This window comes from Streptomyces sp. NPDC056486 (assembly GCF_042795295.1).
GTDB lineage: Bacteria > Actinomycetota > Actinomycetes > Streptomycetales > Streptomycetaceae > Streptomyces.
Map to the genome: position 1 here is coordinate 76,120 of NZ_JBHTSF010000006.1, position 26,907 is coordinate 103,026.

Annotated in this window: 22 protein-coding genes and 1 pseudogene; 10 read left to right on the forward strand and 13 right to left on the reverse strand. The window is 70.7% G+C overall.

What is annotated here, in order from left to right; all coding sequences use genetic code 11:
• Window position 1 precedes the first annotated feature (1 nt).
• The 3 genes from ACFQ7F_RS05115 to ACFQ7F_RS05125 form a co-directional block, all read right to left on the reverse strand.
• The gene (locus ACFQ7F_RS05115) at window positions 2–1,432 is read right to left on the reverse strand and encodes an MFS transporter (protein ID WP_383266263.1); all 1,431 of its coding nucleotides are present in this window, start codon (window positions 1,430–1,432) and stop codon (window positions 2–4) included.
• Window positions 1,419–2,918, reverse strand: a complete 1,500-nt coding sequence (locus ACFQ7F_RS05120; RefSeq protein ID WP_383266265.1) for a 4-hydroxyphenylacetate 3-hydroxylase family protein — start codon at window positions 2,916–2,918, stop codon at window positions 1,419–1,421. Before ACFQ7F_RS05120 ends, ACFQ7F_RS05115 begins: the two co-directional genes overlap by 14 nt.
• Window positions 2,919–3,028: 110 nt before the next feature.
• Complete coding sequence (locus ACFQ7F_RS05125; protein ID WP_383266267.1) at window positions 3,029–4,303, reverse strand: FAD-dependent monooxygenase; 1,275 nt, start codon at window positions 4,301–4,303, stop codon at window positions 3,029–3,031.
• A gap of 121 nt (window positions 4,304–4,424) precedes the next feature.
• On the opposite strand from ACFQ7F_RS05125, the gene ACFQ7F_RS05130 reads away from it, so the two are divergent.
• Window positions 4,425–5,390 (forward strand): AraC family transcriptional regulator, encoded by a 966-nt coding sequence (locus ACFQ7F_RS05130; RefSeq protein WP_383266270.1) that lies wholly within the window; start codon window positions 4,425–4,427, stop codon window positions 5,388–5,390.
• A gap of 84 nt (window positions 5,391–5,474) precedes the next feature.
• A complete protein-coding gene (locus tag ACFQ7F_RS05135; RefSeq protein WP_383266272.1) occupies window positions 5,475–7,553 on the forward strand; it encodes a cytochrome b5 domain-containing protein in 2,079 nt (692 codons plus the stop codon).
• Between the two features lie 43 nt (window positions 7,554–7,596).
• Here ACFQ7F_RS05135 and ACFQ7F_RS05140 read toward each other — a convergent pair whose 3' ends face one another.
• The 3 genes from ACFQ7F_RS05140 to ACFQ7F_RS05150 are packed head-to-tail and all read right to left on the reverse strand — an operon-like array spanning window position 7,597 to window position 9,406.
• A complete protein-coding gene (locus ACFQ7F_RS05140; protein ID WP_383266275.1) occupies window positions 7,597–8,367 on the reverse strand; it encodes a methyltransferase in 771 nt (256 codons plus the stop codon).
• 2 nt (window positions 8,368–8,369) lie between these two features.
• Entirely contained in the window at window positions 8,370–8,777 is a 408-nt protein-coding gene (locus tag ACFQ7F_RS05145) for a CoA-binding protein (RefSeq protein WP_383266279.1), read from the reverse strand.
• 53 nt (window positions 8,778–8,830) lie between these two features.
• The gene (locus ACFQ7F_RS05150; RefSeq protein ID WP_383266281.1) at window positions 8,831–9,406 is read right to left on the reverse strand and encodes a TerD family protein; all 576 of its coding nucleotides are present in this window, start codon (window positions 9,404–9,406) and stop codon (window positions 8,831–8,833) included.
• Between the two features lie 206 nt (window positions 9,407–9,612).
• Between ACFQ7F_RS05150 and ACFQ7F_RS05155 the strand changes: the two genes are divergently transcribed.
• Window positions 9,613–10,035, forward strand: coding sequence for a BlaI/MecI/CopY family transcriptional regulator (locus tag ACFQ7F_RS05155; protein ID WP_383266284.1), 423 nt, complete (start codon window positions 9,613–9,615; stop codon window positions 10,033–10,035).
• An 82-nt stretch (window positions 10,036–10,117) separates the two neighbouring features.
• On the opposite strand, the gene ACFQ7F_RS05160 is transcribed toward ACFQ7F_RS05155, so the two are convergent.
• A complete protein-coding gene (locus ACFQ7F_RS05160; protein WP_383266287.1) occupies window positions 10,118–10,573 on the reverse strand; it encodes a tellurite resistance TerB family protein in 456 nt (151 codons plus the stop codon).
• Window positions 10,574–10,669: 96 nt separating this feature from the next.
• Here ACFQ7F_RS05160 and ACFQ7F_RS05165 point away from each other — a divergent pair, with 96 nt between their 5' ends.
• The 3 genes from ACFQ7F_RS05165 to ACFQ7F_RS05175 all read left to right on the forward strand — a co-directional run bounded on the left by ACFQ7F_RS05165 (window position 10,670) and on the right by ACFQ7F_RS05175 (window position 14,548).
• Window positions 10,670–11,350 (forward strand): transcriptional regulator, encoded by a 681-nt coding sequence (locus ACFQ7F_RS05165; RefSeq protein WP_383266290.1) that lies wholly within the window; start codon window positions 10,670–10,672, stop codon window positions 11,348–11,350.
• A 100-nt stretch (window positions 11,351–11,450) separates the two neighbouring features.
• A complete protein-coding gene (locus tag ACFQ7F_RS05170; protein ID WP_383266293.1) occupies window positions 11,451–12,899 on the forward strand; it encodes an APC family permease in 1,449 nt (482 codons plus the stop codon).
• Complete coding sequence (locus ACFQ7F_RS05175) at window positions 12,896–14,548, forward strand: amidohydrolase (protein WP_383266296.1); 1,653 nt, start codon at window positions 12,896–12,898, stop codon at window positions 14,546–14,548. The genes ACFQ7F_RS05170 and ACFQ7F_RS05175 overlap by 4 nt, the downstream gene beginning before the upstream one ends.
• Here the strand turns inward: ACFQ7F_RS05175 and ACFQ7F_RS05180 are convergent.
• Complete coding sequence (locus tag ACFQ7F_RS05180) at window positions 14,523–15,206, reverse strand: 4'-phosphopantetheinyl transferase (protein ID WP_383266422.1); 684 nt, start codon at window positions 15,204–15,206, stop codon at window positions 14,523–14,525. The two genes, ACFQ7F_RS05175 and ACFQ7F_RS05180, sit on opposite strands and share 26 nt — an antisense overlap.
• Before the next feature lie 124 nt (window positions 15,207–15,330).
• Here ACFQ7F_RS05180 and ACFQ7F_RS05185 point away from each other — a divergent pair, with 124 nt between their 5' ends.
• The 3 genes from ACFQ7F_RS05185 to ACFQ7F_RS05195 all read left to right on the forward strand — a co-directional run bounded on the left by ACFQ7F_RS05185 (window position 15,331) and on the right by ACFQ7F_RS05195 (window position 20,351).
• Window positions 15,331–15,957 carry a YigZ family protein gene (locus ACFQ7F_RS05185; protein WP_383266298.1) on the forward strand — a complete coding sequence of 209 codons (627 nt, stop codon included), beginning with the start codon at window positions 15,331–15,333 and terminating at the stop codon, window positions 15,955–15,957.
• A 159-nt stretch (window positions 15,958–16,116) separates the two neighbouring features.
• Complete coding sequence (locus ACFQ7F_RS05190) at window positions 16,117–17,280, forward strand: exonuclease SbcCD subunit D (protein WP_383266301.1); 1,164 nt, start codon at window positions 16,117–16,119, stop codon at window positions 17,278–17,280.
• Complete coding sequence (locus ACFQ7F_RS05195; protein ID WP_383266304.1) at window positions 17,277–20,351, forward strand: AAA family ATPase; 3,075 nt, start codon at window positions 17,277–17,279, stop codon at window positions 20,349–20,351. Before ACFQ7F_RS05190 ends, ACFQ7F_RS05195 begins: the two co-directional genes overlap by 4 nt.
• 9 nt (window positions 20,352–20,360) lie before the next feature.
• Here the strand turns inward: ACFQ7F_RS05195 and ACFQ7F_RS05200 are convergent, their stop codons facing one another.
• A complete protein-coding gene (locus ACFQ7F_RS05200; protein WP_383266307.1) occupies window positions 20,361–20,807 on the reverse strand; it encodes an Lrp/AsnC family transcriptional regulator in 447 nt (148 codons plus the stop codon).
• 94 nt (window positions 20,808–20,901) lie between these two features.
• On the opposite strand from ACFQ7F_RS05200, the gene ACFQ7F_RS05205 reads away from it, so the two are divergent.
• The gene (locus ACFQ7F_RS05205) at window positions 20,902–21,393 is read left to right on the forward strand and encodes a rhodanese-like domain-containing protein (RefSeq protein ID WP_383266310.1); all 492 of its coding nucleotides are present in this window, start codon (window positions 20,902–20,904) and stop codon (window positions 21,391–21,393) included.
• A gap of 49 nt (window positions 21,394–21,442) precedes the next feature.
• On the opposite strand, the gene ACFQ7F_RS05210 is transcribed toward ACFQ7F_RS05205, so the two are convergent.
• The 4 genes and pseudogenes from ACFQ7F_RS05210 to ACFQ7F_RS05225 form a co-directional block, all read right to left on the reverse strand.
• A complete protein-coding gene (locus ACFQ7F_RS05210; protein WP_383266313.1) occupies window positions 21,443–23,167 on the reverse strand; it encodes a DUF885 domain-containing protein in 1,725 nt (574 codons plus the stop codon).
• A 35-nt stretch (window positions 23,168–23,202) separates the two neighbouring features.
• Window positions 23,203–23,337: pseudogene (locus ACFQ7F_RS05215) on the reverse strand (Lrp/AsnC family transcriptional regulator); the annotation flags it as partial.
• A 52-nt stretch (window positions 23,338–23,389) separates the two neighbouring features.
• Window positions 23,390–24,877, reverse strand: coding sequence for a GNAT family N-acetyltransferase (locus tag ACFQ7F_RS05220; protein ID WP_383266316.1), 1,488 nt, complete (start codon window positions 24,875–24,877; stop codon window positions 23,390–23,392).
• A gap of 153 nt (window positions 24,878–25,030) precedes the next feature.
• Window positions 25,031–26,614, reverse strand: a complete 1,584-nt coding sequence (locus tag ACFQ7F_RS05225) for an alkaline phosphatase D family protein (RefSeq protein ID WP_383266319.1) — start codon at window positions 26,612–26,614, stop codon at window positions 25,031–25,033.
• Between the last annotated feature and the right edge of the window lie 293 nt (window positions 26,615–26,907).

Sequence of the window (26,907 nt, forward strand, 5' to 3'; positions counted from 1 at the left end):
CTCAGCGGTTGGCCGGAGCGGTGTCCGCGACGGCGCTGCCGCTCGCCGCGGGAGGTTCGGGGGTACGGAGCCGGGCCGCGACCGGCACCGCGATCACGGCGATCACCGCACCGGCGAGGAACGCCGCGCCGATGCCCTCGGTGAGGGCGGCGGCGCCGTCCGCGCCCACCGCCTCGGTGCGGGCCGCCGCGATTCCGGAAAGGACCGCGAGGCCGATCACGGAGCCGAACTGGAGGCTGGTGTTGACCAGCCCCGAGGCGAGCCCCGCCTCGTCGTCGCCGGTGCCCGCGGTGGCGGCGACCTGGGTGGTGATGGAGGCCAGCGGCAGCGCGACGCCCAGCAGCAGGCTGGGGAACAGCACCTCGCTGACGAACGACCCGGTGGCCGAGAGCCGGGACAGCCAGGCCATGCCGACGGCGATCAGCACGAACCCGGCGCACATCACGGTGCGCAGCCCGAACCGACCGATCAGCCGGTCCGCGCTGCCCGCGACCAGGACCACCGTGAGGGACAGCGGCAGCAGGCCGAGGCCGCCGCCGACCGCGTCGTACCCGAGGACGTCCTGGAGGTAGAGGCTCACCAGGAAGAACATCGGGAACAGCGACATCTGCCACATCGCGGACAGGACGTTCGCCGAGCGCAGGGTGCGGCGCTTGAAGACGTCCAGCGGCACCAGGGGTGCGGCCGCCTTGCGCTCGATCAGCACGAAGGCAACCAGCAGCACCACGGCCCCGGCGGCCGTGCCGAGGGTCTGCGGCGCGTTCCAGCCCGCCTCTCCGGCGCTGACCACGGCGTACGCGAGGAGCGCGAGCCCCCCGGTGACCGTGACCGCTCCGGGCAGGTCGATGCCGCGTCCGTCGCGTTCCGCACGCCCTTCGGGCAGCAGCCGGAACGCCGGGACCATCAGGATCAGCCCGGCGACGACGTTCATCGCGAACGTGGACTCCCAGCCGAACCAGCTGGTCAGCACGCCGCCCAGCACGGTGCCCGCCGCTCCTCCGGCGCCGGCCATCGCCGCGAAGACGCCGAGCGCCCGATGTCTTCCCGGCCCGTCCTCGAACAGCATCAGGAGCAGGGCCAGCGCGGATGCCGCCGCCATCGCCGCTCCGACGCCCTGCAGCGTGCGCGCCGCGATGAGCAGTGCGGCGCTGTTGGCGAAGGTGCCGAACAGGGAGGCGAGGATCAGGACCGCGAGGCCCGACACGAACACCCTGCGCCGCCCGAGCAGGTCGGCCACCCGCCCGCTGAGGAGCAGCAGGCCGCCGAAGGAGACCAGGTAGGCGTTGGCCACCCAGGACAGGGCCGCCGGTGAGATGTCGAGCTCCCGGCCCATGGAGGGGGCCGCGACGTTGATCACCGAGGTGTCCAGGATCAGTACGAACTGGGTGCCCGCCAGCAGCGCCAGCGCCCAGCCGCTCTTAGCGGCCGCCATGGAGGACCGCCCCTGTCCCCGGGCCTTCGCCCAGCTCGTACCCGTCGAGGCAGGACTGGGTGAACGCTTCCAGCAGGTCCGGGCGGCCGTCCCTGACGATGCCCGGCAGGTAGACGTGCGGGGCGCCGTGGTAGAAGCGCTCGTACTGCTCGTGGCGGCTGGCGAACTCCGAACCCAGCGCGTCCCAGGCCAGCTTCAGGAGCTTCATCCGCTGCTCGGCCGGGGTGCCGGGCGAGCGCACGTACTTGGCGACGAGCCGTCCGAGTTCCGGGTGGTTGAGGTCGTGGCCGGAGGCCGGGAGCTGGATGAGGCCGCCGCCTGCGAGCATCTTGAGCTCGGCCAGGACCTTGGGGTACAGGTCGCCCGCCATGGCCCGGTGCGCGGAGGCGATCTCGCGGCTGATGTGCACGGCGCCGTCCGCACCGCCGACCCGCTCGTACTCGGACTCGGCCGCGAGCACCATCGACTTGGCGATGTTCAGCCAGCCGATGAGGCGGCCGATCTGCATCTGGACCGGCGGCAGCTGGTAGGTGTTGTTCGACTTGGCCAGCAGGATCGCGAGTCCGGTGAGGAACTCCAGCTTGGTCCAGTAGCGGACGGACGCCTGGTGCACGAAGTTGGTGTACGCGGGGGTGCCCCACCACATCTGGAAGGTGGCGTCCACGTTCCGGTAGGTGAGCACGTTCTCCCATGGCACGAACACGTCGTCGCACACCAGCAGCGCGTCGTTCTCGTCGAAGCGCGAGGAGAGCGGGTTGTCGAAGACGCTGCGCGCCCCGGCCTCGTACGAGGTGCGGGAGATGAACTGCAGTCCCGGGGTGTCGATGGGCACGGAGAAGCACAGGGCGTAGTCGACGTCCTGCGGGGCGAGCGGTTCGATGGTGCCGACGATGACCTCGTCGCCGAAGACCGCCGCGGTGCCGATCATCTTGGCACCACGGACCACGATGCCGTCGTCGCGCTCCTTGACCACGCGCACGTACAGGTCGTCCTCCTCCTGCTCGGAGGCGGACCTGGTGCGGTCGATCTGCGGGTTGGTGATGGTGAACGCCTGGTACAGGCTGCCCTCGGCCATCCGCCGGTAGTACGCGGCCAGGTTGTCCCGTCCGTCGAACTCGCCCCCGGCGAACACCTCGGGGGCGGACACGAATCCGGCGATGCCGGTGGCCATGTAGTCGGGCGAGCGGCCGAGGAAGCCGTAGCTGGCCTCGGACCAGGTCTTGAACGCCTTCCGGCGCTCCACAAGTTCGGCGTGGGTCCGCGGCACGTGGTACGCGCGCAGGACGGGCTCCTCGGCCCCCTTCGGCAGCACCGTCAGCACGTCGCGCGCCGGGCCTTCGGCCGCGAGGTCGTAGAGGTCCGCGATGGAGCGGGCGGTGTTGCGGAAGGCCGGGTGTTCGGTGATGTCCTTGACCAGCTCTCCGTCGAGCCAGACGGCACGGCCGTCACGCAAGGAGGCGAGGTAGTCCTGGCCGGTGCGGGGCATTTCTCTCCTGGGAATACGGTGGGTGAAGGTGCTGTGGTTGCGCTGCAGTTGCGCTGCGGTTGCGCTGCGGAGGCGAGGAAAAGCGCGGGGCGCCCACGGGGCGGACTGCTTCAGCCGGACACCTCGGCGGGCACCGGAAGTTCCGGAACCCCGTACGGGGACGGGGAGTTGACCGATTCCGCGTCCGTGCTGGCGGCGCGGGCGTAGGCGTGCGCGATCTCCGCCAGTTCCTGCCGGGGCAGTACGTCCTCGGGACGCGCGAATCCGTCGGGGGACCGCTCGCAGGCGAGGTCGATGACGATTTCCGGGCCCTTCGCCCGGGTCATCAGCTGCAGCCGGTTCATGGCGGGCCGCCGGTCGCGGTCGTACTCCTGGAGCGCGCGCACCGGGTCGGCGTGCAGGGCCAGCGCATGGGCCAGGGCGCGCGCGTCGATGACCGCCTGGGTGGTGGCGTTGGAGCCCATGGGCGCCATCGCGTGGGCGGCGTCGCCGAGCAGCGTGACCGGGCCGAAGGACCAGCGCGGCAACGGGTCGCGGTCCATCATGGGGAACTCCTGCGGCGGTTCCGCTCCGCCCAGGACGTCGCGGAGCACGAGGTCCTCGCAGCGCCAGTCGGCGAACCGGGGCAGGAAGCGGTCGCGAATCCCTTCCGGCCGGTCGTCGAGGTCGCCGGTGTACGAGGCGGCCCAGTTGACCGGCACGAGGCCCGAGGCGTCGGGCCGGTCGGACAGCGGGTAGACGACGGCCTTCCAGCGGCCGTCGCCCATCACGACCATCGAGCGTCCACCCATGAACGGGCGGTCGCGGGTCACGCCGCGCCACACCACCACGCCCTGGGCGCGGGGCGCGCCCTCCTGCGGGTAGAGCGCGCCGCGCACGGCGGAGCGGATGCCGTCCGCGCCGACCAGGATGTCGGCCTCGGCTGTGCTCACCGCGCCGCCGTGCGCACGGTGGCTCAGGTCTACCCGTACCCGGCCGGAATCCAGCACGGTGAGGCCGGTGAGCCGCGCGTCGGTGCGGATGGCGTCGGCACCCAGGCGCTCCGCCACCCGGTCTGCCAGCAGACCCTGCAAGTCGCCGCGTGTAATGGCGAGTTGGGGCCAGTGGTGTCCGGCGCTGCGGCCACGCGCCTCGCTCCACACGGTCTGGCCGCGGTGGTTGTAGTAGCCGAGCCGCTCCAACGGGACGGATCTGCGCAGCAGTTCGTCGTAGAGTCCGAGGGCGGCAAGTTCGCGCACCGCGTTCGGCAGCAGGTTGACTCCGGCGCCCAACGGGCGGATCTCCGGGGCTGCTTCGACCAGGCGCACGTCCTCGCATCCCGCGGCGTGCAGGCTCAGCGCAGCGGCCAGGCCGCCGATGCCGGCGCCCGCGATCAGGATGTTCATGGCCCGTTCCCCCGTGGCTCATTTAAGGGCCGCCCCCCGTGGCGAGCCCTCTCCCTCTAGAGTTGGACGGCCGCGATGTAAGATCAATTAACCGAAGGCTCAAAACGTTTAAGGATCGTCCATGCCGCAGGCCGACGTTCTCAGTGAGCTGCTCAAGCCCTTAAGGCTGGCCGATACCTACTACAGCAAGTGGCTGGCGGGCGGGAGTTGGGGAATCGAGGGGGAGGAGGACAGTCACGCCATCCTCCATTACATGGTCCGCAATGGCTGCTACATATCCTTCGGCGACGAAGAAGCGATACGGCTGCACGAGGGCGACCTCGCGATGTTTCCGCACGGGACGGCGCATTCCTTCACCTCGGCCCCCGGGCGCGCGACGACTCCACTGCATTCCGTCCTTTCGGACCTCTCGCCCGGAGGCTCCGCTTCCGTCACCATTGGAAGCGCCGCGCCGGACACCGAAATACTCTGCGCCAGCCTGCATTACGACCCGGTGACGGAACCCGCGCTGTATCGCGCGCTTCCCCGCATCATCGTGCTGCGCAGCCACATGCTGCGCGACGAACCGCTCCTGCACTACACACTGGAGTGCCTGACCCGGGAAAGCACGCGGATGGCGCCGGGGGCACAACTGGTTTCGCTGCGCGCGTTCGAGATGGTGTTCGTCCTGGGGCTGCGCACGGCGATGGAACAACTGGCCGAAGCCTCTCCCGCGCTCAAAGCCCTGCGCCACGAAGGGGTGAGCCGGGCGCTGACGGCCATCTACGCCTCGTACGCGAGCCCTTGGACTGTCGAATCGCTCGCCCGTGAGGCGAGAATGTCGCGTGCCGTGTTCTCGCGGGTCTTCCGCGAACTCGTCGGCGAGCCACCGGCCCGGCACCTGCTGTTCCGCAGGCTCCAGGAGGCGCGCAGAATACTGGCCGATCCGTCTGTCCCGCAGCGGGAAATCCACCGGATCATCGGGTACGGGAGTCATGTGGGGTTCCATCTGGCGTTCTGCAAGGAGTTCGACATGACGCCCGGCGAGTACCGTGCGCAACGGCTCGAACAGGCCGCGCCGCAGGGCATTTCCGCAGACGGAAATTAACCAGAACCAGACAGTTCAGCATTGAAACCCTCCACCGGGTCGGCCAAGAGTTGACGGACGACCCGAAGAGTGGAGATGTTCACCGTGCCAGGACAGCTTGACGGAACACCCGACATATTCTCCGTGAAGGAGCGCCCCGGGGAAATACTGCGGTCCGCGGAAATCCTGAACGGGGAACTGGGACACGAGAATTCCGGCCCGCTCTCCCTGGCTCACGGTTTCACGCCAGGACCGGACCCGCTGACCTCCTTCCCCTCCTCCCACGCCGTCTGGGACGAGGTCGCCCGCGACCTGCCGGAGCTGTACGCGAGCCTCGAACTGCGCGGCCTCCTGGAGCGGATCGAGCCGTTCGACGCCTCCGAGGCGGCGCTCCCGGACCGCTGGCTCCAGCGTGCCGCCACCGTCCTTGGCGTCCTCGTGCACGCCTACCACCGGGTCTCTCCCCGGTACGACACCCCGACCCCGGACGCGATCCTCGCTCCGTGGCACGCGGTGTGTGCCCGACTGGGCAGGCAGAGCCCGTTCCTCTCCTACCTCGACCTCATCGTCTGCAACTGGCGGCCCCAGGACCCTTCGGGCAAGCAGCCGCGCAGAGTGGAGAACCTGCGGCTCCTCGTACCCACCGTGGGCACCGACGAGGAGCAGTTCTTCTATCTGACCCAGCTGGAGATGCTCTCCCGCGGCACCGCGCTGGTGGGCTCCTCGATACGGGCGTGCGAGGCCGTTGAGATGGATGACGCGGCCTCTCTGGCGGAGGAACTGATCCGGATGGCGGACTGCATCGCGGACATCACGCGGCACGGTCTCCCGAAGATCGATCCGCGTGCGGGACGTAAATTCCACGTCGATCCCGTCGTCTGGGCCAAAACAGTGGCACCCCTCGCGGTACCGCTGGTCGAGCACGGACTCGGGCCGAGCGGAACGGCCTCCCCGATGTTCCATCTCATGGACGTCGTGATCGGCCGGGCCAGTTACCGCTCCTTCATCGGAACGGAGGCGAGTCGCCTGCGCGAGAATTTCCCCAGCTCCTGGCGGAACTTCATCCACGCCGTGGATTTCCGCTCCCTTCCCGATTACGTCACGACCAGCGGCCACCCCGAACTCGGCGCCGCGCTCGCCGATCTCAAGAAGTCCTACTCCGGAGAAGGCGGCCTGCTCGCCCGCCACCGCCTCAAGGTGTCCGGCTACCTGAACACGTCCTACCGGGTGGGCCGGGACGTCACGATCTCCGGATTCCCCGCCGCAGTCCGCGTCGGAAACGAACTTGCCGCATCCCGCGCGGAACGCCTTTCCCCCGACCGTGCGGAGGTCGAATCCACCTCTTCCTCCTCCGCGCCCGAAACGGAAGAACAGGTCTTCTCCCCTTCGGAACTCCTGCGGCACGACCACACGGCCTCCCGCCGCTGGATCTCCTTTCACGACGAGGTGTTCGACGTCACCACTTTCCTGCGCCGCCACCCGGGCGGGGCGGGCCCTCTTGTGAATTACCTGGGCACGGACGTCACCGAGATATTCGAGCACATCGCCCACGACCGGGACGACGGCGTGACGGCCCTCCTGAACAGAATGCGGATCGGCGTGGTCCGGCGCCCCGCGTTCCTCCTCACCGGCGGAGCGCACACCACGCCCCTGTCCACGACGTACGAAACCTGGCTGGGCTGGGCCACGGAACTGACCCAGCGCGCGAACGCCCTGACCGCCGACCTTTCGATCCGGGACGCACGCACGAGCATGGCGACCTCGCCGGGTGAACTGACGCGCTACACCCTGCAGTTCGCCGTGGAGGTGCACGAACGATTCGTGGCCCGCACCCGCCTCGACATCGCGACGACGCTCACCCAGGAACTCGGCAGCGGAATCGACGACTCCCCGATTCCGCAGTACTGCGCGGAACACCTCTCCTCCGCCGCCACCCATCTCTACGACGAGCTGGAATCCGCCGACGACCTGCAGCTGAAACTCCTGGAAGAGGAATGGCGCGACACGACGGAACGCGATGTCACGTATCTGCGCTCCGTGAAATCCATCCTCGTCCAGTGCCTCCAGGACATGGAGACCCACGGCGCGACCGCACCGTCCGGCCTCCCGCACCTGCTCCGCCCCCGCATCGACGCGCTGCACGCCGCCACCGCTTCGTACCATCGAACGCACAAGGACTCATGATCTGGTCGGCCTCGGACTCCAATCCGGACCGGCCGGGGTGGTGTCAGGCGACCTTCGTCGCGCTCAGGATGCCGTGCACGACGAAGGTGCCCGGCAGGAGCTTGGCGGGATCCTGGGCGAGCGTCTTCGTGACCTCGAAGCCGCACTCTTCCAGCCAGCTCCGGTAGGCGGACATCTTCTGCGGCCCGCCCTGGCCCATGGTGCAGCCGAGGAAGAAGGCGGGGAAGAAGTCGATGTCGACGGCGCTGGACTCCCGTGGGGCCTCGGGGTAAACCGGCACCAGGATGTTGACCTGATCGCCGACCTCCAACGAACGGTTCACCCCCTTCAGTATCTTGAAGACCTCCGCCTTGTCGAACATGTCCAGGAAGTGCTTGATCTGTACGACGTCGAAGCCCTTGGGGACGCTGGCGAAGACATCACCTCCGATGAAGGAGCAATGCTCTTCCACACCGTGGGCCTTGAAGTTCTCCAGGCACTCCGCTTCCTTCTCAGGGAGGTCGAAAGTGGTCACGTGGAGCCCGGGCGAGATCTTCGAGCGGTAGGTCAGGACCGCCCCCAGACCGGTGTTGCCGGCGAGGTCGAGCACCCGCGCGCCCGTGGGAATGTCGACGTTGTCGAAGAACCAGGGGTCGATGTGCGCGGTGACGTTGTCCATCAGTGTCGCCCAGGACTCGCGCAGGTCCTTGTGCTCGGCCACGGCCTCGTACAGGTTGCCGTCGAACCCGTAGAGCTCCTTGAGCCCGACGAGCGAGCCGGTCCGGACGCTGTCACTGAGGTAGAACACCTGCCGGCGCATGACCACCTTGATCATGTTCATGAGGGTGACTTAAGTTCAATCGCCGGGCAGCGGTCCATCACCATCTCGAGGCCCGCTGCCCGCGTCCGTTCGTATGCCGCCTCGTCGACGACGCCCAGTTGGAACCAGACCGCCTGTGCGCCGATCGCGACGGCTTCATCAGCGGCCTGGCCCGCCAGGCCGCTGTTGAGGAAGACATCGACGACGTCGATCTTGAAGGGCACGGCGGAGAGGGACGGATAGCCCTTCTCGCCGTGCACCGTCTCGGCCTTCGGGTGGATCGGGACGACGCGCTTTCCGTGGCGCTGCAGGACGCCCGCGACCCCGTACGCCGCCCGTCCCTCGTTCGTGGACAGGCCCACGACCGCCCAGGTGTCTCCGAGCTCCGTCAGGATCTTGCGCACTGTTGCCGGATCGCCGTACACGTCCCGCTCCTTCTGCCGCCGATGGTCGGATGACTGAGCGTCACACGCTTACGTCAGACATTCACGCCGAAGTCCGACGCGATACCGCGCAGTCCACTTGCATAACCCTGGCCGACCGCGCGGAATTTCCACTCCGTGCCGTGGCGGTAGAGCTCGCCGAAGACCATGGCGGTCTCGGTCGAGGCGTCCTCGGAGAGGTCGTAGCGGGCGATCTCCGCGTTGTCGGCCTGGTTGACCACGCGGATGAAGGCGTTGCGGACCTGGCCGAAGCTCTGGCCGCGGTTCTCGGCGTCGTGGATGGAGACCGGGAAGACGATCTTCGTGATCGTGGCGGGCACGGCGGCGAGGTTCACCTTCACGGCCTCGTCGTCGCCCTCGCCCTCGCCGGTGAGGTTGTCGCCGGTGTGCTCGACCGAGCCGTCGGGGCTCTTGAGCTGGTTGTAGAAGATGAAGTGCTGGTCGGAGACGACCTTCCCCGAGTCGTCACAGAGCAGCGCGCTTGCGTCCAGGTCGTAGTCCGTGCCGGTGGTCGTGCGGACGTCCCAGCCCAGGCCGACCAGGATGGCGGTGAGGCCGGGGGCCTCCTTGCTGAGCGAGACGTTGCCGCCCTTGGCCAGGGAAACTCCCACGATGTCCTCCTGAAGTCCTGAGGTGATGTGCGTACCGGCCTTGGTCAGGGCCGGACCTAAAAACTACAACACTGTAGAAGTTGACGGGGTGCCGCGTGCCGACACCGCGTCCCGTTACGATGTGGCGCCCCTCAAGGGGCCGTCAAGAGAGCCGTCAATACGGCGACCGGAACAACTGTCGGCACGCATCCAGGGGGAACGCGGGTATGGAGTGGCATGAATGCGAAGCGCGGCAGCCCCGCCTCCGGCGGCGCGGGCAGGGTGAGCTGGAGGCGCAGGTGTTCGCGGCGCTGCACGGCGCGCCAGGGCCGGTGAACGCGGCCTGGGTGCAGGAACGTATCGGCGGAGACCTCGCGTACACCACGGTGATGACGATCCTGACCCGGCTGCTCGTCAAGAACACCGTCACGCGCGAGCGCGCGGGCCGGTCGTTCGTGTGGAGCTCGACGGTGGGTGAGGCGGGGCTCGCCGCGCTGCGGATGCGCAAGGTGCTCGACGGTGAACTCGACCGCGGCGCCGTGCTCGCCAGTTTCGTCACCACGCTGTCGCCCGACGACGAGCGGATGTTGCGGGGGCTCCTGGAGTCGGCGGATGCGGCGGATATGGCGGATATGGCAGATACGGCATAGGGGGCCTGCGGCGAAAGGCCGCAAGCCCCCTACGGGTTCACCCGGTTCACCCGGTCCACCGGGTTCGCCGACGTCGCGAACGTCAGAGGTCGAACTCGTGCGGCGGCAGGTCGAGCGCGAAGCACGCCTCCCGCACGACGGCCTGCTCCGTCTTGTCGAAGTCGCCGTCCGCGCCGCCGATGACGATGCCGATCTGGATCACGGCACGCGCCTCGGCGGGCTTCTTCTTCGCCTTGGCGACCTCCTGCAACACGCTGACCTTGCCGAACGCGAAGTCGGCGGTCAGCTTGTCGACGTACGTGTCGAAGCGGTGACGCAGCTCGTCGGCGGGGAAGTTCTGCAGTACCTCGTTGGTGGCGATGAGCTGGGCCACGCGCTGGCGTTCGGACGAGTCGATGGTGCCGTCCGCGGCCGCCACGAGGGCGCACATCGCCATACTGGAGTCGCGGAAGGCGCCGCTCTTGAGGTCGTTCTTCTTCGCCATGAGCTGGGTCTGCATCGTCGATGCGGATTCCTTGACGCGGTCCCACAGGGCCATGAGAGCTCCGTATGTCGGTTTCTTGTTTCTACAGCAATGTAGAAACTAGCAGGCGGGCCGAACCGAGAGGTCCGCGGAAGGCAGGGTGGACGGACGATGGCACGGACCGCACAGGAACTGCTCGACGCCGTGGTGGTGGAGCTCGCACCGGATTCGGCGGCCAACCCGCTCGTCCCGTTCATCGAGGACGGCACCGCGAACCGTTCCGCGATCACCGCACTCGCCCTGGAGCAGCGCTCCGTGATCCCCGCCGACCGCCGCTCCTTCCTGCATCTGGCCGCACGCTCGGCCGACGCGGGAGAAGCCGAGTGCGCGGCCTTCTTCCGCACCCTCGCCGAAGGGGAGGCGCTCGCCTTCGACCGGCTCGACGCCCTTGTCGCGGCATGCGGCGTGGGCAAGACCGACGCCGACGCGTACGAGCCGCGCGCGGGCTGTCAGGCCTATCCGGCGTACGTGGCCTGGCTCGCCCTGAACGGCACTCCCGTCGACGTGGTCCTCGCCCTGACCGCCAACTTCGCGGCCTGGGGCGCCTATTGCGCGACGCTCGTCCGCGCGCTTCCGGATCACTACGGCTTCAGTGAAGAGGCCTGCGGGTTCTTCGCGTTCTTCGCCGAGCCCGCGCCCGAACTTGAACGCCGAGCACTCGCCGCGGTGCGCGCGGGCATGGAGCGGGGCCCCCTCGATCCGGCAGGCTCGGTTCTGCGGTACGGGAAGCTGCTGCAACGTTACGAGGCGATGTTCTGGGAGACGCTCGCCGACCCGGCACGCGGCCTCTGAGCGCCCGCGGCCTTCGCCGCCGGAGTCGACCGAGGGTGGCCTACTGCCCGCGGGGCTCCCCGTGTAAATACGCTCGGCACCTCACCTCGGGAGTACCCGCGTGACCGCACCCACCTCCCACACCGCCACGGGCCTGAGCGGCGGTGCCGTCGGTACCGGCGACCTCGTCTTCTTCGTCGTGGCCGCCGCCGCGCCGCTGACCGTGATGGCCGGAGTGGCGCCCCTGTCCATCGGCATGGCGGGGCGCGCGGCGCCGCTCGGCTACCTGATATCGGGGCTGCTGCTCATCGTCTTCGCGGCCGGATTCACCGCGATGAGCCGCTTCGTCCGCAACGCGGGCGCCTTCTACGCCTACATCGGCCGCGGGCTCGGACGCCCGGCGGGAGCAGGATCCGCTTACGTCGCGCTCTTCTCGTACAACGCCATCGAGGTCGGACTGCTCGTCGCCTTCGGATGGTTCACCGAGTCCGGGTTCGAGGACCTGACCGGGGTCCGCGTGGCCTGGTGGATCTGGGCGCTCGCCGGGCTCGTCGCCATCGGTGTGCTCGGCTATCTCAAGGTCACGTTCAGTGCCAAGGTCCTCGGTGTCGCGCTGGTCCTCGAAGTCCTCGTGCTGCTTGTCTTCGAGGCAGGGCTGCTCGCGCACGGCGGCGGTCCTCGGGGCCTCGACCTGGGCACGCTCTCGCCGGAACACCTGGGCGGCGCGGGCGTGGGCGGCATGTTCGTGCTCGCCGTCGGCGCCTTCGTCGGGTTCGAGGCGACGGCCATCTACGCGGAGGAGGCGCGGAAGCCGGAGCGTACGGTGCCGCGTGCCACGTACATCGCTGTGGCGTTCCTCGCGCTCTTCTACACCTTCACGGTGTGGGCGATCATCAACGCGTACGGGTCCGACCGCGCCCGGGCCATCGCCGAGGGGGAGGGCGGCGCCGACATGGTGTTCACGGCCACCGAGCGGTTCGCGGGAGCCTGGGCCGCCGACTCCATGCACGTACTGATCATCACCAGCGCCTTCGCCGCGACCCTCGCCTTCCACAACGGCGCCGCTCGCTACTTCTACGCCCTGGGCCGCGAAGGACTGCTGCCGCGCCCCCTCGGCACCGTGTCCCCCAGGACGCGGGCTCCCGCCACGGCGGTCGTGACGCAGTCGGCCCTCGCCCTTGCCGTGGTCGGCGTGACCGTCGTCAGCGGCGCGGATCCGTACACCGTCACCTTCCTGTGGAGCAACGGATCCGGCATCCTCGGCGTGATGCTGATGCAGGCGCTCGCCGCTCTCGCGGTGTACGGATTCTTCCGGCGCGAGCGCAGGGGGATGCCCGCCTGGCGGGTGGTCGCGGCCCCGCTGACCGCCTGCGCGGGCCTCGCGGTACTGATCGCCCTGGTGTGTGCCAACCTCGGTCTCCTGACGGGGGCTTCGGGCGGCGTGAACGCGGCCCTGATCGCTCCGCTGCCCGTGCTGTTCGTGGCGGGAGCGGCGCTGGCCCTGCGGATCCGACGGCGTGATCCGGGGGCGTACGAACGGCTGACGACAGTGGACGCGGAGCACGTGTGACCACGGAGGAGCAGAGCAGCATGGCGGACGAGACGGTGACGCGGGTCTTCCTGGGGGCGGTCCGCACCGGAAGCGACGTGTACGGAGACACCACGGCACTGGCCGTGCGCGGCGGACGCGTCATCGCGCTCGGCGACGAGGCCCGCGCGCTCGCCGAAGTGGCCGACGATGTGGTCGAGTTGGGCGACGGGCTGCTCCTTGCCGCCTTCGGTGACGGACACGCCCACCCGCTCTTCGGGGGTCTGGAGAGCTTCGGCCCGCAGATCAAGGACCTCACAACCGTCGACGCGATCGTCGCGGAGGTCGGACGGTGGGCCGCCGCGCACCCGGACGCGGAGTGGATCGTCGGCGCCTCCTACGACCCCGCGCTCGCGCCCGACGGCGAGTTCGACGCCAGGTGGCTGGACGCCGCGGTGCCGGACCGGCCCGTCGTCCTGCGGGCGTACGACTACCACACGGTGTGGTGCAACACGGAAGCGCTGCGCCGGGCCGGGGTGCGGGACACGACGCCGGACCCGCGCCTCGGCTGGATCGTCCGGCGCCCCGACGGCTCGGCCCTGGGCACCTTGCGCGAGTGGCACGCCTGCGACCTGGTGCTCGACCAGGTGCCTGCCCGCGACGAGGCCGAACTCGTCGAAGCCGTGCGCCGCGCGGGGCGGGCGTACGCGCGAGCGGGCATCACCTGGGTGCAGGACGCCTGGGTCGAGCCGGAGATGGTGGAGGCCTATCTCGCGGCGGCTCGGCAGAGCGCGCTGAGCGTCCGTGTCGACCTGGCCCAGCGCGCCGACCCCGACCGCTGGCGCGAACAGCGGGGCCAGTTCGACGCGGCGCGCGGGCGCGTGGCAGCCGACGGCGGCCCGCTGCTTTCGGCGCGCACGGTCAAGTTCTTCAGCGACGGCGTGATCGAGGGTGGTACGGCCGCTCTGCTCGCCCCCTATCTGGACGCGCCGCACAGCTGCGGCATGCCCGTGTGGGAGCCGCGCGCGCTCGCCGAAGCGGTGTGCGCGTTCGACGCCGACGGCTTCCGGACGCACATCCACGCCATCGGAGACGCGGGCGTACGGGCGGCGCTCGACGCGGTGGAGGCCGCCGTCCTCGCCAATCCGGCCTGGGAACGGCGGCCCGTGATCACCCACGTCCAACTCGTCGATCCGGCCGACCTGCCCCGCTTCGCGGCGCTCGGCGTCATCGCCAACTTCGAGCCCTTGTGGGCACAGCCCGACCCGCTCCAGACCGATCTCTCGATGCCGCGGATCGGCGCCGAACGGTCCGACCGGCAGTACCCGATGGGGGAGTTGGCCCGCGACGGGGTGCGGCTCTCCTTCGGCAGCGACTGGCCCGTCAGCTCGTACGAACCCCTTGAGGGCATCCAGGTCGCGGTCACCAGGCGTACGTTCGACGGCCTTCCGGAGGGCGGCTGGACCCCGCACCAGCGGCTCACCGTGGAGCAGGCGCTCGCGGCGGCCACCAGCGGTGTCGCGCACCAGGCGGGCGCGGACGACCGCACCGCGCTCGTGCCCGGTGCGCCCGCGGATCTCGTGCGGCTCTCCGCCGACCCGCGCACCGTGGACCCGATGGCCATCAGGCATGTGCGGGTGCTCGGCACGTGGCTCGGCGGAGCCCCTACGTACCGGGAACGGGAGGAGTGAGCGGCAGGACGATGGCGGTGACGGCTATGCCGTCGCGTATCAGCCAGTTGCCCCGGAAGCCCGTCAGCTCGCGCCCCGCCACCGTCGGCCCGGGGACGAGAAGAGTCGCGGCGAACGTGCCGTCCGGCCTCAGGTCCATCCGCGCCTCCTCGAAGCCGAGCCAGCGCCCGGTCAGCGGGAACCACGTCTTGTAGACGGACTCCTTGGCGCTGAAGAGAAGCCGGTCCCAGGGGACGTCCGGATGCCGGACGCCGAGCTCGGCCAGGGCCGCGCGCTCCGACTTGTCCGCGACAAGGCCCAGGACGCCCGGGTCGGCGATCGGGGCGGCAGGCTCCGCGTCGACGCCGACGGACAGGACCGCCGAATCGCGGGCCACGACGGCGGCGCGGTAGCCCGCACAGTGCGTCATGCTGCCGACGATCCCGTCGGGCCAGCGCGGCGCGCCCTTGGGCCCGGGCAGGATCGGCACGGGTGGCACGCCGAGTTCGGCCAGGGCGGCGCGGGCGCACCGGCGGACCGTGGCGAACTCGCGGCGCCGCTTGTCGACGGCGCGCGCCACGACATCCGCCTCCTCGGGGAACAGGAAGGGATCGGCCGGTTCATCCCGGGTGGTCTCCACGACGGTGACGGGCGCGGCGGCGAGCAGCGACTCCAACACGTCGATGTCGCCGGGGACTTGCGCGTCCGTACCGCTCGGGACCTGGCGTGCGCGATTCGTAGGTGACGTCACAATGGATCACCGTACCGGGGCCGTGGCGTGCGCGGGGGCCTACTCTGGCGGGATGCACGACGAGTACCGCACAGTGGCCCGTGAGGCCGTGCACGAGACCGAGATCAACCGCTCGCGCTTCCTGTGCGCCCTCGCCCCCGCGGCCACCGAAAGGGAGGCCCAGGACTTCGTCGCGCGCATCCGCAAGGAGCACCCGTCCGCCTCGCACAACTGCTTCGCGTACGTCATCGGGGCCGACGCCGGTGTGCAGAAGGCGAGCGACGACGGGGAGCCCGGGGGCACCGCCGGTGTGCCGATGCTCCAGATGCTGCTGCGCCGTGACATGCGCTACGTCGTCACCGTCGTGACCCGCTACTACGGAGGGGTCAAGCTCGGCGCCGGCGGACTGATCAGGGCCTACGGAGGAGCGGTCGGCGAGACCCTCGACGCGGTCGGCACCCTGACCCGCAAGCGCTTCAGGCTCGCCACCGTCACGGTCGACCACCAGCGCGCGGGCAAGATCCAGAACGATCTGCGGTCGGCGGGGCGCGAGGTGCGTGACGTGCGGTACGGGGACGCGGTGACCATCGAGATCGGCCTACCCGACGCCGACGTGGAGGCCTTCACCTCCTGGCTCGCGGACGCGACAGCGGGCAGCGCGGTCTTCGAACTCGGGGGCGAGGCGTACGGGGACGCCTGACATCGGGCCGGGTGTTCGCCGGGGGCAGATCGGGGTTCGTGATCGAGCAGGGGCCGACAGGCGCTAGCGTGGTGGGTGCTGTCGGCGGGGCCCGTGCTGGATCGGTCCTCGATCCGGGCACAGGAGGGGTTGAGTGAGAATGCGGGCCGGAGCGGCGCCTTGAGAATCCTGCACACGTCCGACTGGCACCTGGGCCGAGCCTTCCACCGCGTGAACATGCTCGGTGCCCAGGCCGATTTCATCGGTCACCTCGTCGCCACGGTGCGTGAGCGCGAGGTGGACGCCGTCGTCGTGTCCGGTGACGTGTACGACAGGGCGGTGCCGCCGCTCGCCGCAGTCGAGCTCTTCGATGACGCGTTGCACCGGCTCGCCGACCTCGGCGTCCCGACGGTGATGATCTCCGGCAACCACGACTCGGCGCGCCGCCTCGGTGTCGGCGCGGGGCTCATCGGCCGCGCGGGCATCCACCTGCGCACCGCTCCCGCCGCCTGCGGGGAGCCGGTCGTCCTGGCCGACGACCACGGGGACGTGGCGTTCTACGGCCTGCCCTATCTCGAACCGGCTCTGGTCAAGGACGAGCTCGGCGTGGCGCGAGCAGGTCACGAGGCGGTGCTCGGCGCCGCCATGGAGCGGGTGCGCGCCGACCTGGCAGCCAGGACGCCGGGCACCCGTTCCGTCGTCCTCGCCCACGCCTTCGTCACCGGCGGCGAGGCGAGCGACAGTGAGCGGGACATCACGATCGGCGGGGTGTCCGCCGTGCCCTCCGGTGTCTTCGACGGCGTCGACTATGTCGCGCTCGGTCACCTGCACGGCAGCCAGGCCATCAGCGAGCGCGTGCGCTACTCGGGCTCCCCGCTGCCGTACTCGTTCTCGGAATCCGCACACCGCAAGAGCATGTGGCTCATCGACCTCGGCGCGACGGGAGAGATCGAGGCCGAGCGGATCGACTGCCCGGTGCCGCGACCGCTCGCCCGCATCCGGGGAGACATCGAGACGCTGCTCGCAGAGCCGGAGCTCGCCCGCCACGAGGACGCCTGGGTGGAGGCGACGCTCACCGACCCGGTGCGCCCCGACGACCCCATGGCCCGCCTCTGCGAGCGCTTCCCGCACACCCTCAGCCTCGTCTTCGACCCGGAGCGCGCACCCGAGGACCCGGACGTCTCGTACGCCCAGCGCCTCAAGGGCCGCAGCGACCAGCAGATCGCGGAGGACTTCGTGACCCATGTGCGGGGCACCGGACCTGACGGGCGCGAGCAGGCGGTGCTGCGGGCGGCGTTCGACACCGTCCGCACCGACGACACCGTGCGCGAGGTGGCCCGATGAGGCTGCACCGGCTCCGGATCACCGCGTTCGGCCCCTTCGGCACCACCCAGGACATCGACTTCGACGACCTCTCCGCCGCCGGGCTCTTCCTGCTGCACGGACCGACCGGCGCGGGGAAGACCTCCGTCCTGGACGCCGTCTGCTACGGCCTGTACGGCTCGGTGCCCGGACCCCGGCAGGGCAGCGGCCAGGGAGTGACGCTGCGCAGCGACCACGCGAAGCCCGGTACGCGGACGGAGGTGTGCCTCGAACTCACCGTCGCGGGGCGCCGGTTGGAGGTCACCCGGCAGCCTCCGTGGGAGCGCCCGAAGAAGCGCGGCACCGGCACGACCATGGAGAAGGCGCAGAGCTGGCTGCGGGAGTACGAGGCCGGGGAGGCCGCGAACGGCGGCGGGTGGAAGGACCTGAGCCGCTCCCACCAGGAGATCGGTGAGGAGGTCACGCAGCTGCTCGGCATGAGCAAGGAGCAGTTCTGCCAGGTGGTGCTCTTGCCCCAGGGCGACTTCGCGCGCTTCCTGCGGGCCGACGCCGAGGCCCGCGGCAAGCTGCTCGGGCGGCTCTTCGACACGCGCAGGTTCGCCGCGGTCGAGCAGCGACTCGCCGAGCAGCGGCGCGATGCCGAGGGCGCGGTGCGGGAAGGCGACGGGGAGCTTCTCGCCGACGCGCATCGGATGGAGCAGGCCGCCGGGGACCTCATCGAGGACGCCGGGTCGCCGCTGTCCGAGCTGTCGCCCGGTGATCCCGGGCTCGCCGAGTCCGTCCTGGCCTGGGCCGCCGTCGCCCGCACCGGCGCCCGCGAGCGGCGCACGATCGCCCGGTGCGCTCTCACGGCCGCCGAGTCCGTGCAGCTCGCCGCGGGGCGCGCTCTCGACGACGTACGCGAACTCGACCGGCTGCAAAGGCGGTTCGACCAGGCGCGGGAGCGGTCCTCGCGCCTTCAGGAGCGCGCGGACGAGCACCGGCAGCGGCAGACCCGCATGGAGCGGGGCCGCAAGGCCGAGACGGTCGCGCCCGCGCTCGGCCTGCGCCGGGCCACCGAGGAGGAGCACCGGCGCGCGAGCGCCGACGAGGCACACGCGCGTGGACAGCTGCCCGCCACGTTCGCGGACTCCGGCGCGTCGGGGCTCGCCGCCGCCGCGCGCAGGGCCGCCGAAGAACTCGGCGGCCTCGAATCCGCCCGGCGCGCCGAGCGGCGCCTGGCCGAACTCGGCACGGAGCGCGCTTCGTTGGAGCGCGAGGAGCGAGCCGACGACGAGCTGATGCGCGAGGCCGCCGGCTGGCTCGACGGCTGGGACGCGACACGGTCCGCACTCCAGGAGCGCATCGAGTCCGCCCAGGAGGCGGCCACGCGAGCGGAGCACCTCGCGGGCCAACTGGAGCCGGCGCAGGGCAGGTTGGACGCGGCGCGCCGCCGCGACCGCCTCAGCCGGGAAGTGGCCACCGCGTACGAAGGGGCCCTCGCGGCCCGTGAGCGTGCCACCGCGGCCCACGAGCACTGGCTGATCCTGAAGGAGCAGCGTCTCACCGGCATCGCGGCGGAACTGGCCGCAGGCCTGACCGACGGCGCTCCCTGCGCGGTCTGCGGAGCCGTCGAACACCCCGCACCCGCCCCGAAGGGCGCCGGTCACGTCGACCGCGCCACGGAGGAGTCGGCGCTCGCCGCGTACCGGAAGGCGGAGGAGCGGCGCGCCGAGCAGGAGCGACACCTCGGCGAGGTGCGCGAGTCGTTGGCCGCGGCCGGGGCGGCGGCGCTCGGGTCGTCCGCCGGAGACGCCGCTTCCGAAGACCCGAAGGCTGTCTCGGAGGGGCCGTCCGCCGAGCAACTCGCCGCATTTGTCCAGAATCTGCGAGGTGAACACGCCGAGGCGCGCAGTCGTGCCTCCGGTCTGCACGCCGCCAGGGAAGCCCTCGCCCAGGCCGAGCGCGAGCACGACCGCAGGGTCACCGTCCGGCAGGAGGCTGCTGTACGGGCCGCGTCGCGTACGACACTGCGGGACACCCTCGACCGCGAACAAGCAGGTCTGGACGTCGAGTTGACCCGCGCGCGGGGTGCGAGCGAAAGCGTCGCGGCGCGAGCCGCCCAGCTGGAGCGGCAGGCGGCGCTCCTGACCGAGGCGGCGGAAGCCGCACGCGTCGCCGCGGACACCGCCCAGCGGCTCAAGGACGCCGACGCGCGACTCGCCGACGCCGCCTTCCGCGCAGGGTTCGACACGCCGAGGGACGCGGCCGAAGCCCTGCTCGACGACGCTCGCCACCGCGAGCTGCAGCACCGTATCGACGAGTGGCAGAACGAGGAAGCGGCAGTGCGTTCCCTCCTCGCCGAGCCGGACGCGGCCGCCGCCGCCGAGCAGCCGCGGGCCGACCTGCGAGCCGCCCAGGAAGCCGCCGAAGACGCCGACAGGCAGGCCCGCGCGAGCGCCTCCGCACTCGACGCGGCCACGCGGCGCTGCGCCGAACTCGACCGGCTCTCCGACCGTTCGGCCGCCGGAGCCCGGCGGCTCGCGCCGCTGCGCGCGGAGTACGACCGGGTGGCGCGTCTCGCGGGACTCGCCGCGGGCACATCGGCGGACAACGAACGCAAGATGCGCCTGGAGTCCTACGTCCTCGCCGCCCGGCTCGAACAGGTCGCGTCCGCGGCGACCGCACGGCTGCGGCGCATGTCGTCGGGCCGCTACACCCTTGTCCACTCCGACGACCGTACGGGGCGCGGCCGTTCGGGCCTCGGCCTGCACGTGGTCGACGCGTGGACGGGACGCGAGCGCGACACGTCCACGCTCTCGGGCGGCGAGACCTTCTTCGCCTCGCTCGCTCTCGCGCTCGGCCTCGCGGACGTAGTCACCGACGAGGCCGGTGGCGTACGGCTCGACACGCTCTTCATCGACGAGGGCTTCGGCAGCCTCGACGACCAGACGCTCGACGAGGTCCTCGACGTCCTGGACTCGCTGCGCGAGCGGGACCGCAGCGTCGGCATCGTGAGCCACGTCGCGGATCTGCGGCGCCGCGTCCACGCACAGCTGGAGGTTGAGAAGGGGCGTGCCGGTTCGGTCGTACGACAGCGTGGCGGGGTGTGAGGGGCCAGGTCAGCGGCCCAGTGGACGCCTCGGCAGGGGAGAGGAGTAGACGATGCTCGTCGTCACGGACCCCAGGGCGCCGATCTTCCCCGCCACCTCCTCCAGGTGACTCATCGAGCGCGCCGCGACCTTGATCACGAAGCAGTCGTCGCCGGTGACGTGATGCGCCTCGAGGATCTCGGGGGTCGTCTCGACCAGATCGTGGAACGGCTTGTAATTGCCGTTCGGGTAGCGCAGCCGCACGAACGCCAGGATGGGCAGGCCGAGCCGCTCCGGATCGACCACGGCCGCGTACCCCTGGATCACACCCGCCTCCTCAAGGCGGCGGACCCGTTCGGTGACGGCGCTCGGGGACATGGCGACGGCGCGCGCCAGCTCGGCATAGCTGGCGCGGCCCTCACGCTGGAGGACATCGAGGATGCGCCAGTCGGTGGCGTCCGTGGAATAACCGGTCATGCCTGAGAGGTAACAGGGGAATCCCCGGCTGATCAAGAGGTACGCCGGGGATCGGCTCTTCAGGGGCCGTGGCTCCGCCCGTAGATTCTTGGCCATGAGCACAGCGACGACCATAGCCACGAACACAGCGCACACCGAAGCGATGACCGTCACGAGCCCGGCTGCCGCAGCCGCGTACTTCGGCGCGAGCCTCGCCTTCCACACCGATGTGTCCGATGTCGCCTCGGCGCTCGGAGCCGACGGGGAGCCCGGCTTCGTCGTCATCGACTCCCGCTCGACCGAGTGCTGGGACCAGGGGCACATCCCCGGAGCGATACACCTGCCCACCGCGCTCATCCCCGAGCAGGCCGAGCAGCTCCTCGACAAGTCAGTCCCCGTCGTCACCTACTGCTGGGGCCCCGGGTGCAACGGCGCGACCCGCGCCGCCCTGGCTCTCGCCCAACTGGGCTTCCAGGTCAAGGAGATGCTGGGCGGCTTCGAGTACTGGGTCCGCGAGGGTCTCGCCTTCGAGACCTGGGAGGGCAGCGAGCGCCGCACTCCCGATCCCCTGGTGGCTCCGCTGGGCGGGGATGAATGCGGCTGCTGAGAGGGGACGGCGGGCGGGCCCCGTAAGCGATGCGGGCCCGCCCCGGCCCTCAGAGCGCCGACAACTCGTCCACCAAGTCGTCAAGGCCCAGCGACCCCTGCGACAGCGCGGCCATGTGCCACGCCTTGGCGTCGAAGGCCTCGCCGAGGCGCCGCTGCGCGTTCTCGCGCCCGAGCAGCCAGGCCCGCTCGCCCAGCTTGTAGCCGATGGCCTGGCCGGGGATGGAGAGGTAGCGGGTCATCTCGCTCGCCACGTAGTCCGTGGGACGGCTGCAGTGCGCGTCGTAGAACTCCTGCGCGAGGTCAGGGGTCCAGCGCTCGCCCGGGTGGAAGGGCGCGTCCGCCGGGATCTCCAGCTCCAGGTGCATGCCGATGTCGACGATGACCCGCAGCGCCCGCATCATCTGGGCGTCCAGATAGCCGAGCCTGCGCTCCGCGTCCGTGAGGAAGCCGAGCTCGTCCATGAGCCGCTCCGCGTACAGCGCCCAGCCCTCCGCGTTGGCGCTGACGAGGCCGATGGTCGCCTGGTAGCGGGAGAGGTTCTCCGCGACGTGCGCCCACTGCGCCAGCTGGAGGTGATGGCCGGGCACGCCCTCGTGGTACCAGGTCGAGACCAGGTCGTACACGGGGAAACGGGTCTCGCCCATCGTCGGCAGCCAGGTCCGCCCGGGGCGCGAGAAGTCCTCCGACGGGCCCGTGTAGTACGGGGCGGCGGCGCCGCCCGGCGGGGCGATGCGGGACTCCACCTTGCGTACTCGCTCGGCGAGTTCGAAGTGCGTGCCGTCAAGGGCCTCGATCGCCTCGTCCATCAGCTCCTGCAGCCAGACCCGCACCTCGTCCACGCCCTCGATGTGCGTGCCGTGCTCGTCGAGGTGGGCCAGCGCCACCCATGGCGTGGCCGCGCCGGGCAGGATCTTCTCGGCCTCGGTGCGCATCTCGGCAAGGAGCCGGTGGAACTCGGACCAGCCGTACGCGTACGCCTCGTCGAGGTCCAGGTCGGCGCCGTTGAAGTAGCGGGACCAGCGGGCGTAGCGCTCACGGCCCACCGTGTCGGGAGCGCCCTCGATCGCGGGCGCGTACACGTCCCGCATCCAGTCGCGCAGCGCCACGACCGACGCGGTGGCGGCGCGTCCCGCGGCGTCCAGTTCGGCGCGAAGTGAGTCAGGCCCTTCCGACGCGAACTCCTCGAACCACCCGCGGCCCTCGCTGCCGCCGGTACCCGCCCACTCGCCGAGCTGATCGATGAAGGTGGCCGTCGGGCGCGGAGGCGCGAACAGCTTGCGTTCCAGACCGAGTTCGAGCGAGGCGCGATACCCCTCGTACGCGGCCGGTACGGCCCGCAGTCGTTCGGCGATCGCGGCCCAGTCCTCTGCCGTCTCCGTCGGCGTGACGGTGAAGATCTCGCGCACCGCGTGCGGGATCGTATGCAGGTTGCCGACCGAGCGCAGACCCTCATCGGCATCGTGCACGGCGAGTTCGGCGGTGAGCCGCTCCCGCAGGAGCCGCGCGCACCGGCGCTCGGCGTCACTGTCGGCGCCGGGCAGACGCTCCGCGTCGTCGAGCCGTGCGAGCGTCGTGCGGGCAAGCTCAGCGACGGCGTCCTGGCCCGCCGGCGAGGTGTCGGGGAGCTTGCTGTGGCTCGCCTTGACGCCGAGGTACGTGCCGTTGATGGGGTCGAGGGCGATGAGCTCGTCGACGTAGGTGTCGGCGACCTGGCGAGGCAGCGAGCCGCTGCTACCGCTCGCGTTCGGGCTCGGGATCTTCGTGTCTGACATGCGGACATCCTCGTACGCGGGACACGCCCGCGTCATCAGGATTGGCCGGAGCTTTCCCCTTGCTCATCGGCCCCGGGGCCCGGCGGCAGGAGCGGCCCGCACTCCCACTGCTGGAAGATCAACCGAGTCTCCACGCGTGCCACTTCGCGCCGCGCCGTGAACGCGTCGAGGGCCTGTGGCAGGACCTCGACAGCGTCCTCGGCCCGGACGACGTACAGGACGTCAGCGTCGCTCGGCCTGCTCCTGCGACGGCTGGTCGTACGGCAACCGCGGGCTCACCGGCGTAGCTTCGAGGCGGGCGGTGACGACCAGCGTGCCCTCCTCGATCTGGTAGTCGAGGGGAAGCCCCAGGCCGCGCATCGCCGCGACCATGCCCGTGTTGGACGACTGCGTCACGGCGTACACGCTCTCGCAGCCCGCCTCGACCGCCATCGTCACCAGGCGGCCGAGGAGTTCGCTGCCGATACCGCGGCGCTGCCAGTCGTCCTCGACGAGCAGCGCGATCTCGGTCTCGTCGCCGTCCCAGAGCAGATGCCCGATGCCGACGATGCGTCCGGACGCGGTCTGCACCGCCAGGGTCCGGCCGAACCGCGGGCTGAGCAGGTGGCCCAGATAGCGGTCGGCGTCCCGCACGGGGCCGTGGTAGCGCATGCCGAGGGTCCGCTGCGAGCAGCGCTCGTGCATGGCCTTGGCCGCGTCGACGTCGGCGGTGTCGGCCCGGCGCACGGTGATGGAGCTGCCCTCGGCGAGCGTCAGTACGTCCTGGCCGTGCGGGATGCGCGGGCCGAGCCGGGTGTCGAGCTCGACCAGGGCACGCGCGCGGGCGAACTCGGTGGGCGTGAACGGCAGATACGGCCGCTCCACGGTGATCACTTCGCCCTCCGGCGCCTGCAGCCGCAGTACCGTCCCTTCCAGCGCGCCCTCGACAGGTGCGCCGTCGGCGGACTTGTCCGACCGGGGCCCGGACGCGGTCTGCGCCTTCGCGGCCTTCCCGGTTTTCGCGGGCAGTGACCGGATGGTGCAGCGGCCCAGCAACTGGCGTAGGGCAAGGGGCAGTTCGGCGGCGTCGAGAGCGGTGCGGGTGGCAAGGCCCAGGATGCGGGTGGGGGCGTCCACCAGGTCGTGGGCGTCGGCCCGCTCGATCCAGGTGCCCGAGCCGCCCGCCTGCGAGACACCACGGGTGATCTCGGCCGCGGGCAGATCGGCGGGGGCGCGCAGCAGGAACTCGTCGACGGTGCCTTCGGCCAGCGGGTGCGCCTGGAGGCTCAGGATGTCGACCTTGCCGTGGGCGAGGGCCGTGCACAGGGCGGCGAGCGAGCCCGGCTCGTCCCGCACCGTGGTGCGCATCCGCCACAGCGCCGTCGCCCCTGCGGACGACTCCGTGGCGACGGCCCCGGCCTGCTCCATGGCCGTCATGGGGCCGGTCCGGTGCCCGGCCTGCTGCCCGGCGGCGAGCGGCCGGGCGCCGGTATCGTCCGCTGTCGGCGGTGCGTGGTTGTGGCGGCGTGCCCACCATGTGTGGAACCCGACCGTGGCGAGCAGCGCCACGGCCGAGATCACGAGCAGGGCGGGACCGTCGGGGCCGTGCCCGATCATGTTCGCCACCGCGTCCGCCACGGCCACGGCCGTGAAGAGGGCGGCGAGCTCCACCAGATCCCGCCGCCAGTGGTGGACGGGACGGCCGTGTTTGGTTCGCGTCACATCAGACATGTCAGCACTCATACAGCCACTGTGGAGGAAGGGTGTTGCGTGATCACGAACGTTTTGTGACTGACGAGTTAAGATACCTTCTGCCCGTTTAATTCCTCTTTGCTCGCCCTTGGTGTCCGGGCATGACACCTCGCTGTGTGTTTGGCGGCCGAATCACTGCTGTCCCACCCGGCCCGGCTGCAGGACCTGCGTGAACAGCACCCCGCCGCCCTCCTGCCGCAGTCGCACGGTCAGCTCGCCGCTGTCGCCGTCGATGTCGACCTCGCCGAAGTACTGCGGGGTCTCGGCAGGGGAGGTGTTGGCGCGGTTCGGCGCCTTGATGAAGCGCTGCTCGGGGCCGAACGTCCCGTCGAGCTTGAGTGCCTGGAAGCCGCCGGCGGCCAGCGGCCCCGAGATGAACTCGTAGAACGGCGCGAAGTCCTTGAACGCCGCGCGCGAGGGGTCGTAGTGCTGCGCCGACGTGTAGTGCACGTCGGTGGTCAGCCACACCGTTCCGGTGACCTTGCGGTGCTTGATGTGCCGAAGCAGCTCGGCGATCTGCAGTTCACGGCCGAGCGGCGCGCCGGGATCGCCCTGCGCGACCGCCTCGAAGTTCGCCGAGCCGTCGGGTACGACGAGGCCGAGCGGCATGTCGGACGCGATGACCTTCCAGGTGGCACGCGAGCGCGAGAGTTCGCGCTTGAGCCAGCTCAACTGCCGGGCGCCCAGGATGCCGGTCGTGTCGTCGGGCTGCCTGCCGGGGGAGTTGGCGTTGCGGTAGGAGCGCATGTCCAGGACGAACACATCGAGGAGCGGTCCGTGCCGCAGCACGCGGTACACCCGCCCGTCCTCGTCCCCCGGCGGGAGTGTCGATACGGGGAAGTACTCGCTGAACGCCCGCAGGGAGCGCCCGGCGAGGACGTCCACGTTCTTCTCCGTGTAGCGGGCGTCGGTCAGGATCTGCCCCGGGTACCAGTTGTTCTTCACCTCGTGGTCGTCCCACTGGACGATGGAGGGGACCTGCGCGTTGAAGCGCCGCAGGTTCTCGTCGAGCAGGTTGTAGCGGAAGGCGCCACGGAACTCCGCGAGCGTCTCGGCGACCTTCGACTTCTCCTCCGTGGTCACGTTCCGCCACACGCTGCCGTCGGGCAGGGTGACGCTCGGCAGGATGGGCCCGTCGGCGTAGATGTTGTCGCCGCTGCACAGGAAGAAGTCCGGGTCCCTGCGGCGCATCTCGTCGAAGATGCGCCAACCGCCGCGATCCGGGTTGATGCCCCACCCCTGGCCCGCGATATCGCCCGACCACAGGAAGCGCACGCCTTCCTTGCGCCCCTTCGGAGACGTACGGAACGTGCCGGTGACCGGCTCCCCGGCACGTCTGGGGTCGTCGGGGTCGGCCAGGAGTACGCGGTAGTGGATCTGCTCGCCCGCGGGCAGGCCGCGCAGCCGCGTCGTCCCCGTGAAGTCGGTGTCCGGGCCGAGCACCGGACCTTTCCAGCGGGTGGGGTTGCGGAACGACTCCGTGGCGGACGTCTCCACGATCATGCGGGCCGGACGGTCGGAACGCACCCACACCAGGCCCGCGTGCGCCGTCACGTCACCGGCCTGCACGCCCCACTCGGCCCGCGGGCGCCCCGAACGGGCGAGCGCCGGAGCGGCCCCGGCGAGCGTCGGCACGGCAAGCGCCGCCGGCACGGCGAGCGAGCCGCGCAGCACACTGCGGCGGCGAGGGGACGGGCTCGGCTGAGGGTGTGACATGAATGCGCCTCCAGTGACAGGTCAGACCAGTGTGCAGGGCCACAACTAGTGGTGCGCGGCGGCGCACACACAAACCACAAGTGAACAACTGCCCATGGCTTCAAGGGAACCGGTGTGCGAACGGTATGTCGTCTACATCCCCGGTCGGCGGCCCTTGAATGTACGCCCAGGGACGCAGGTCCCGAGGCGTAGGGCCCCGCCGCGCGCCCGAGGCCGGACGGCCGATGCGCGAAGATCGCGCACTGCCTACGCTCGGCAGCAGGGATACGCGGCCGAGCGCGCCGCGTCACCAG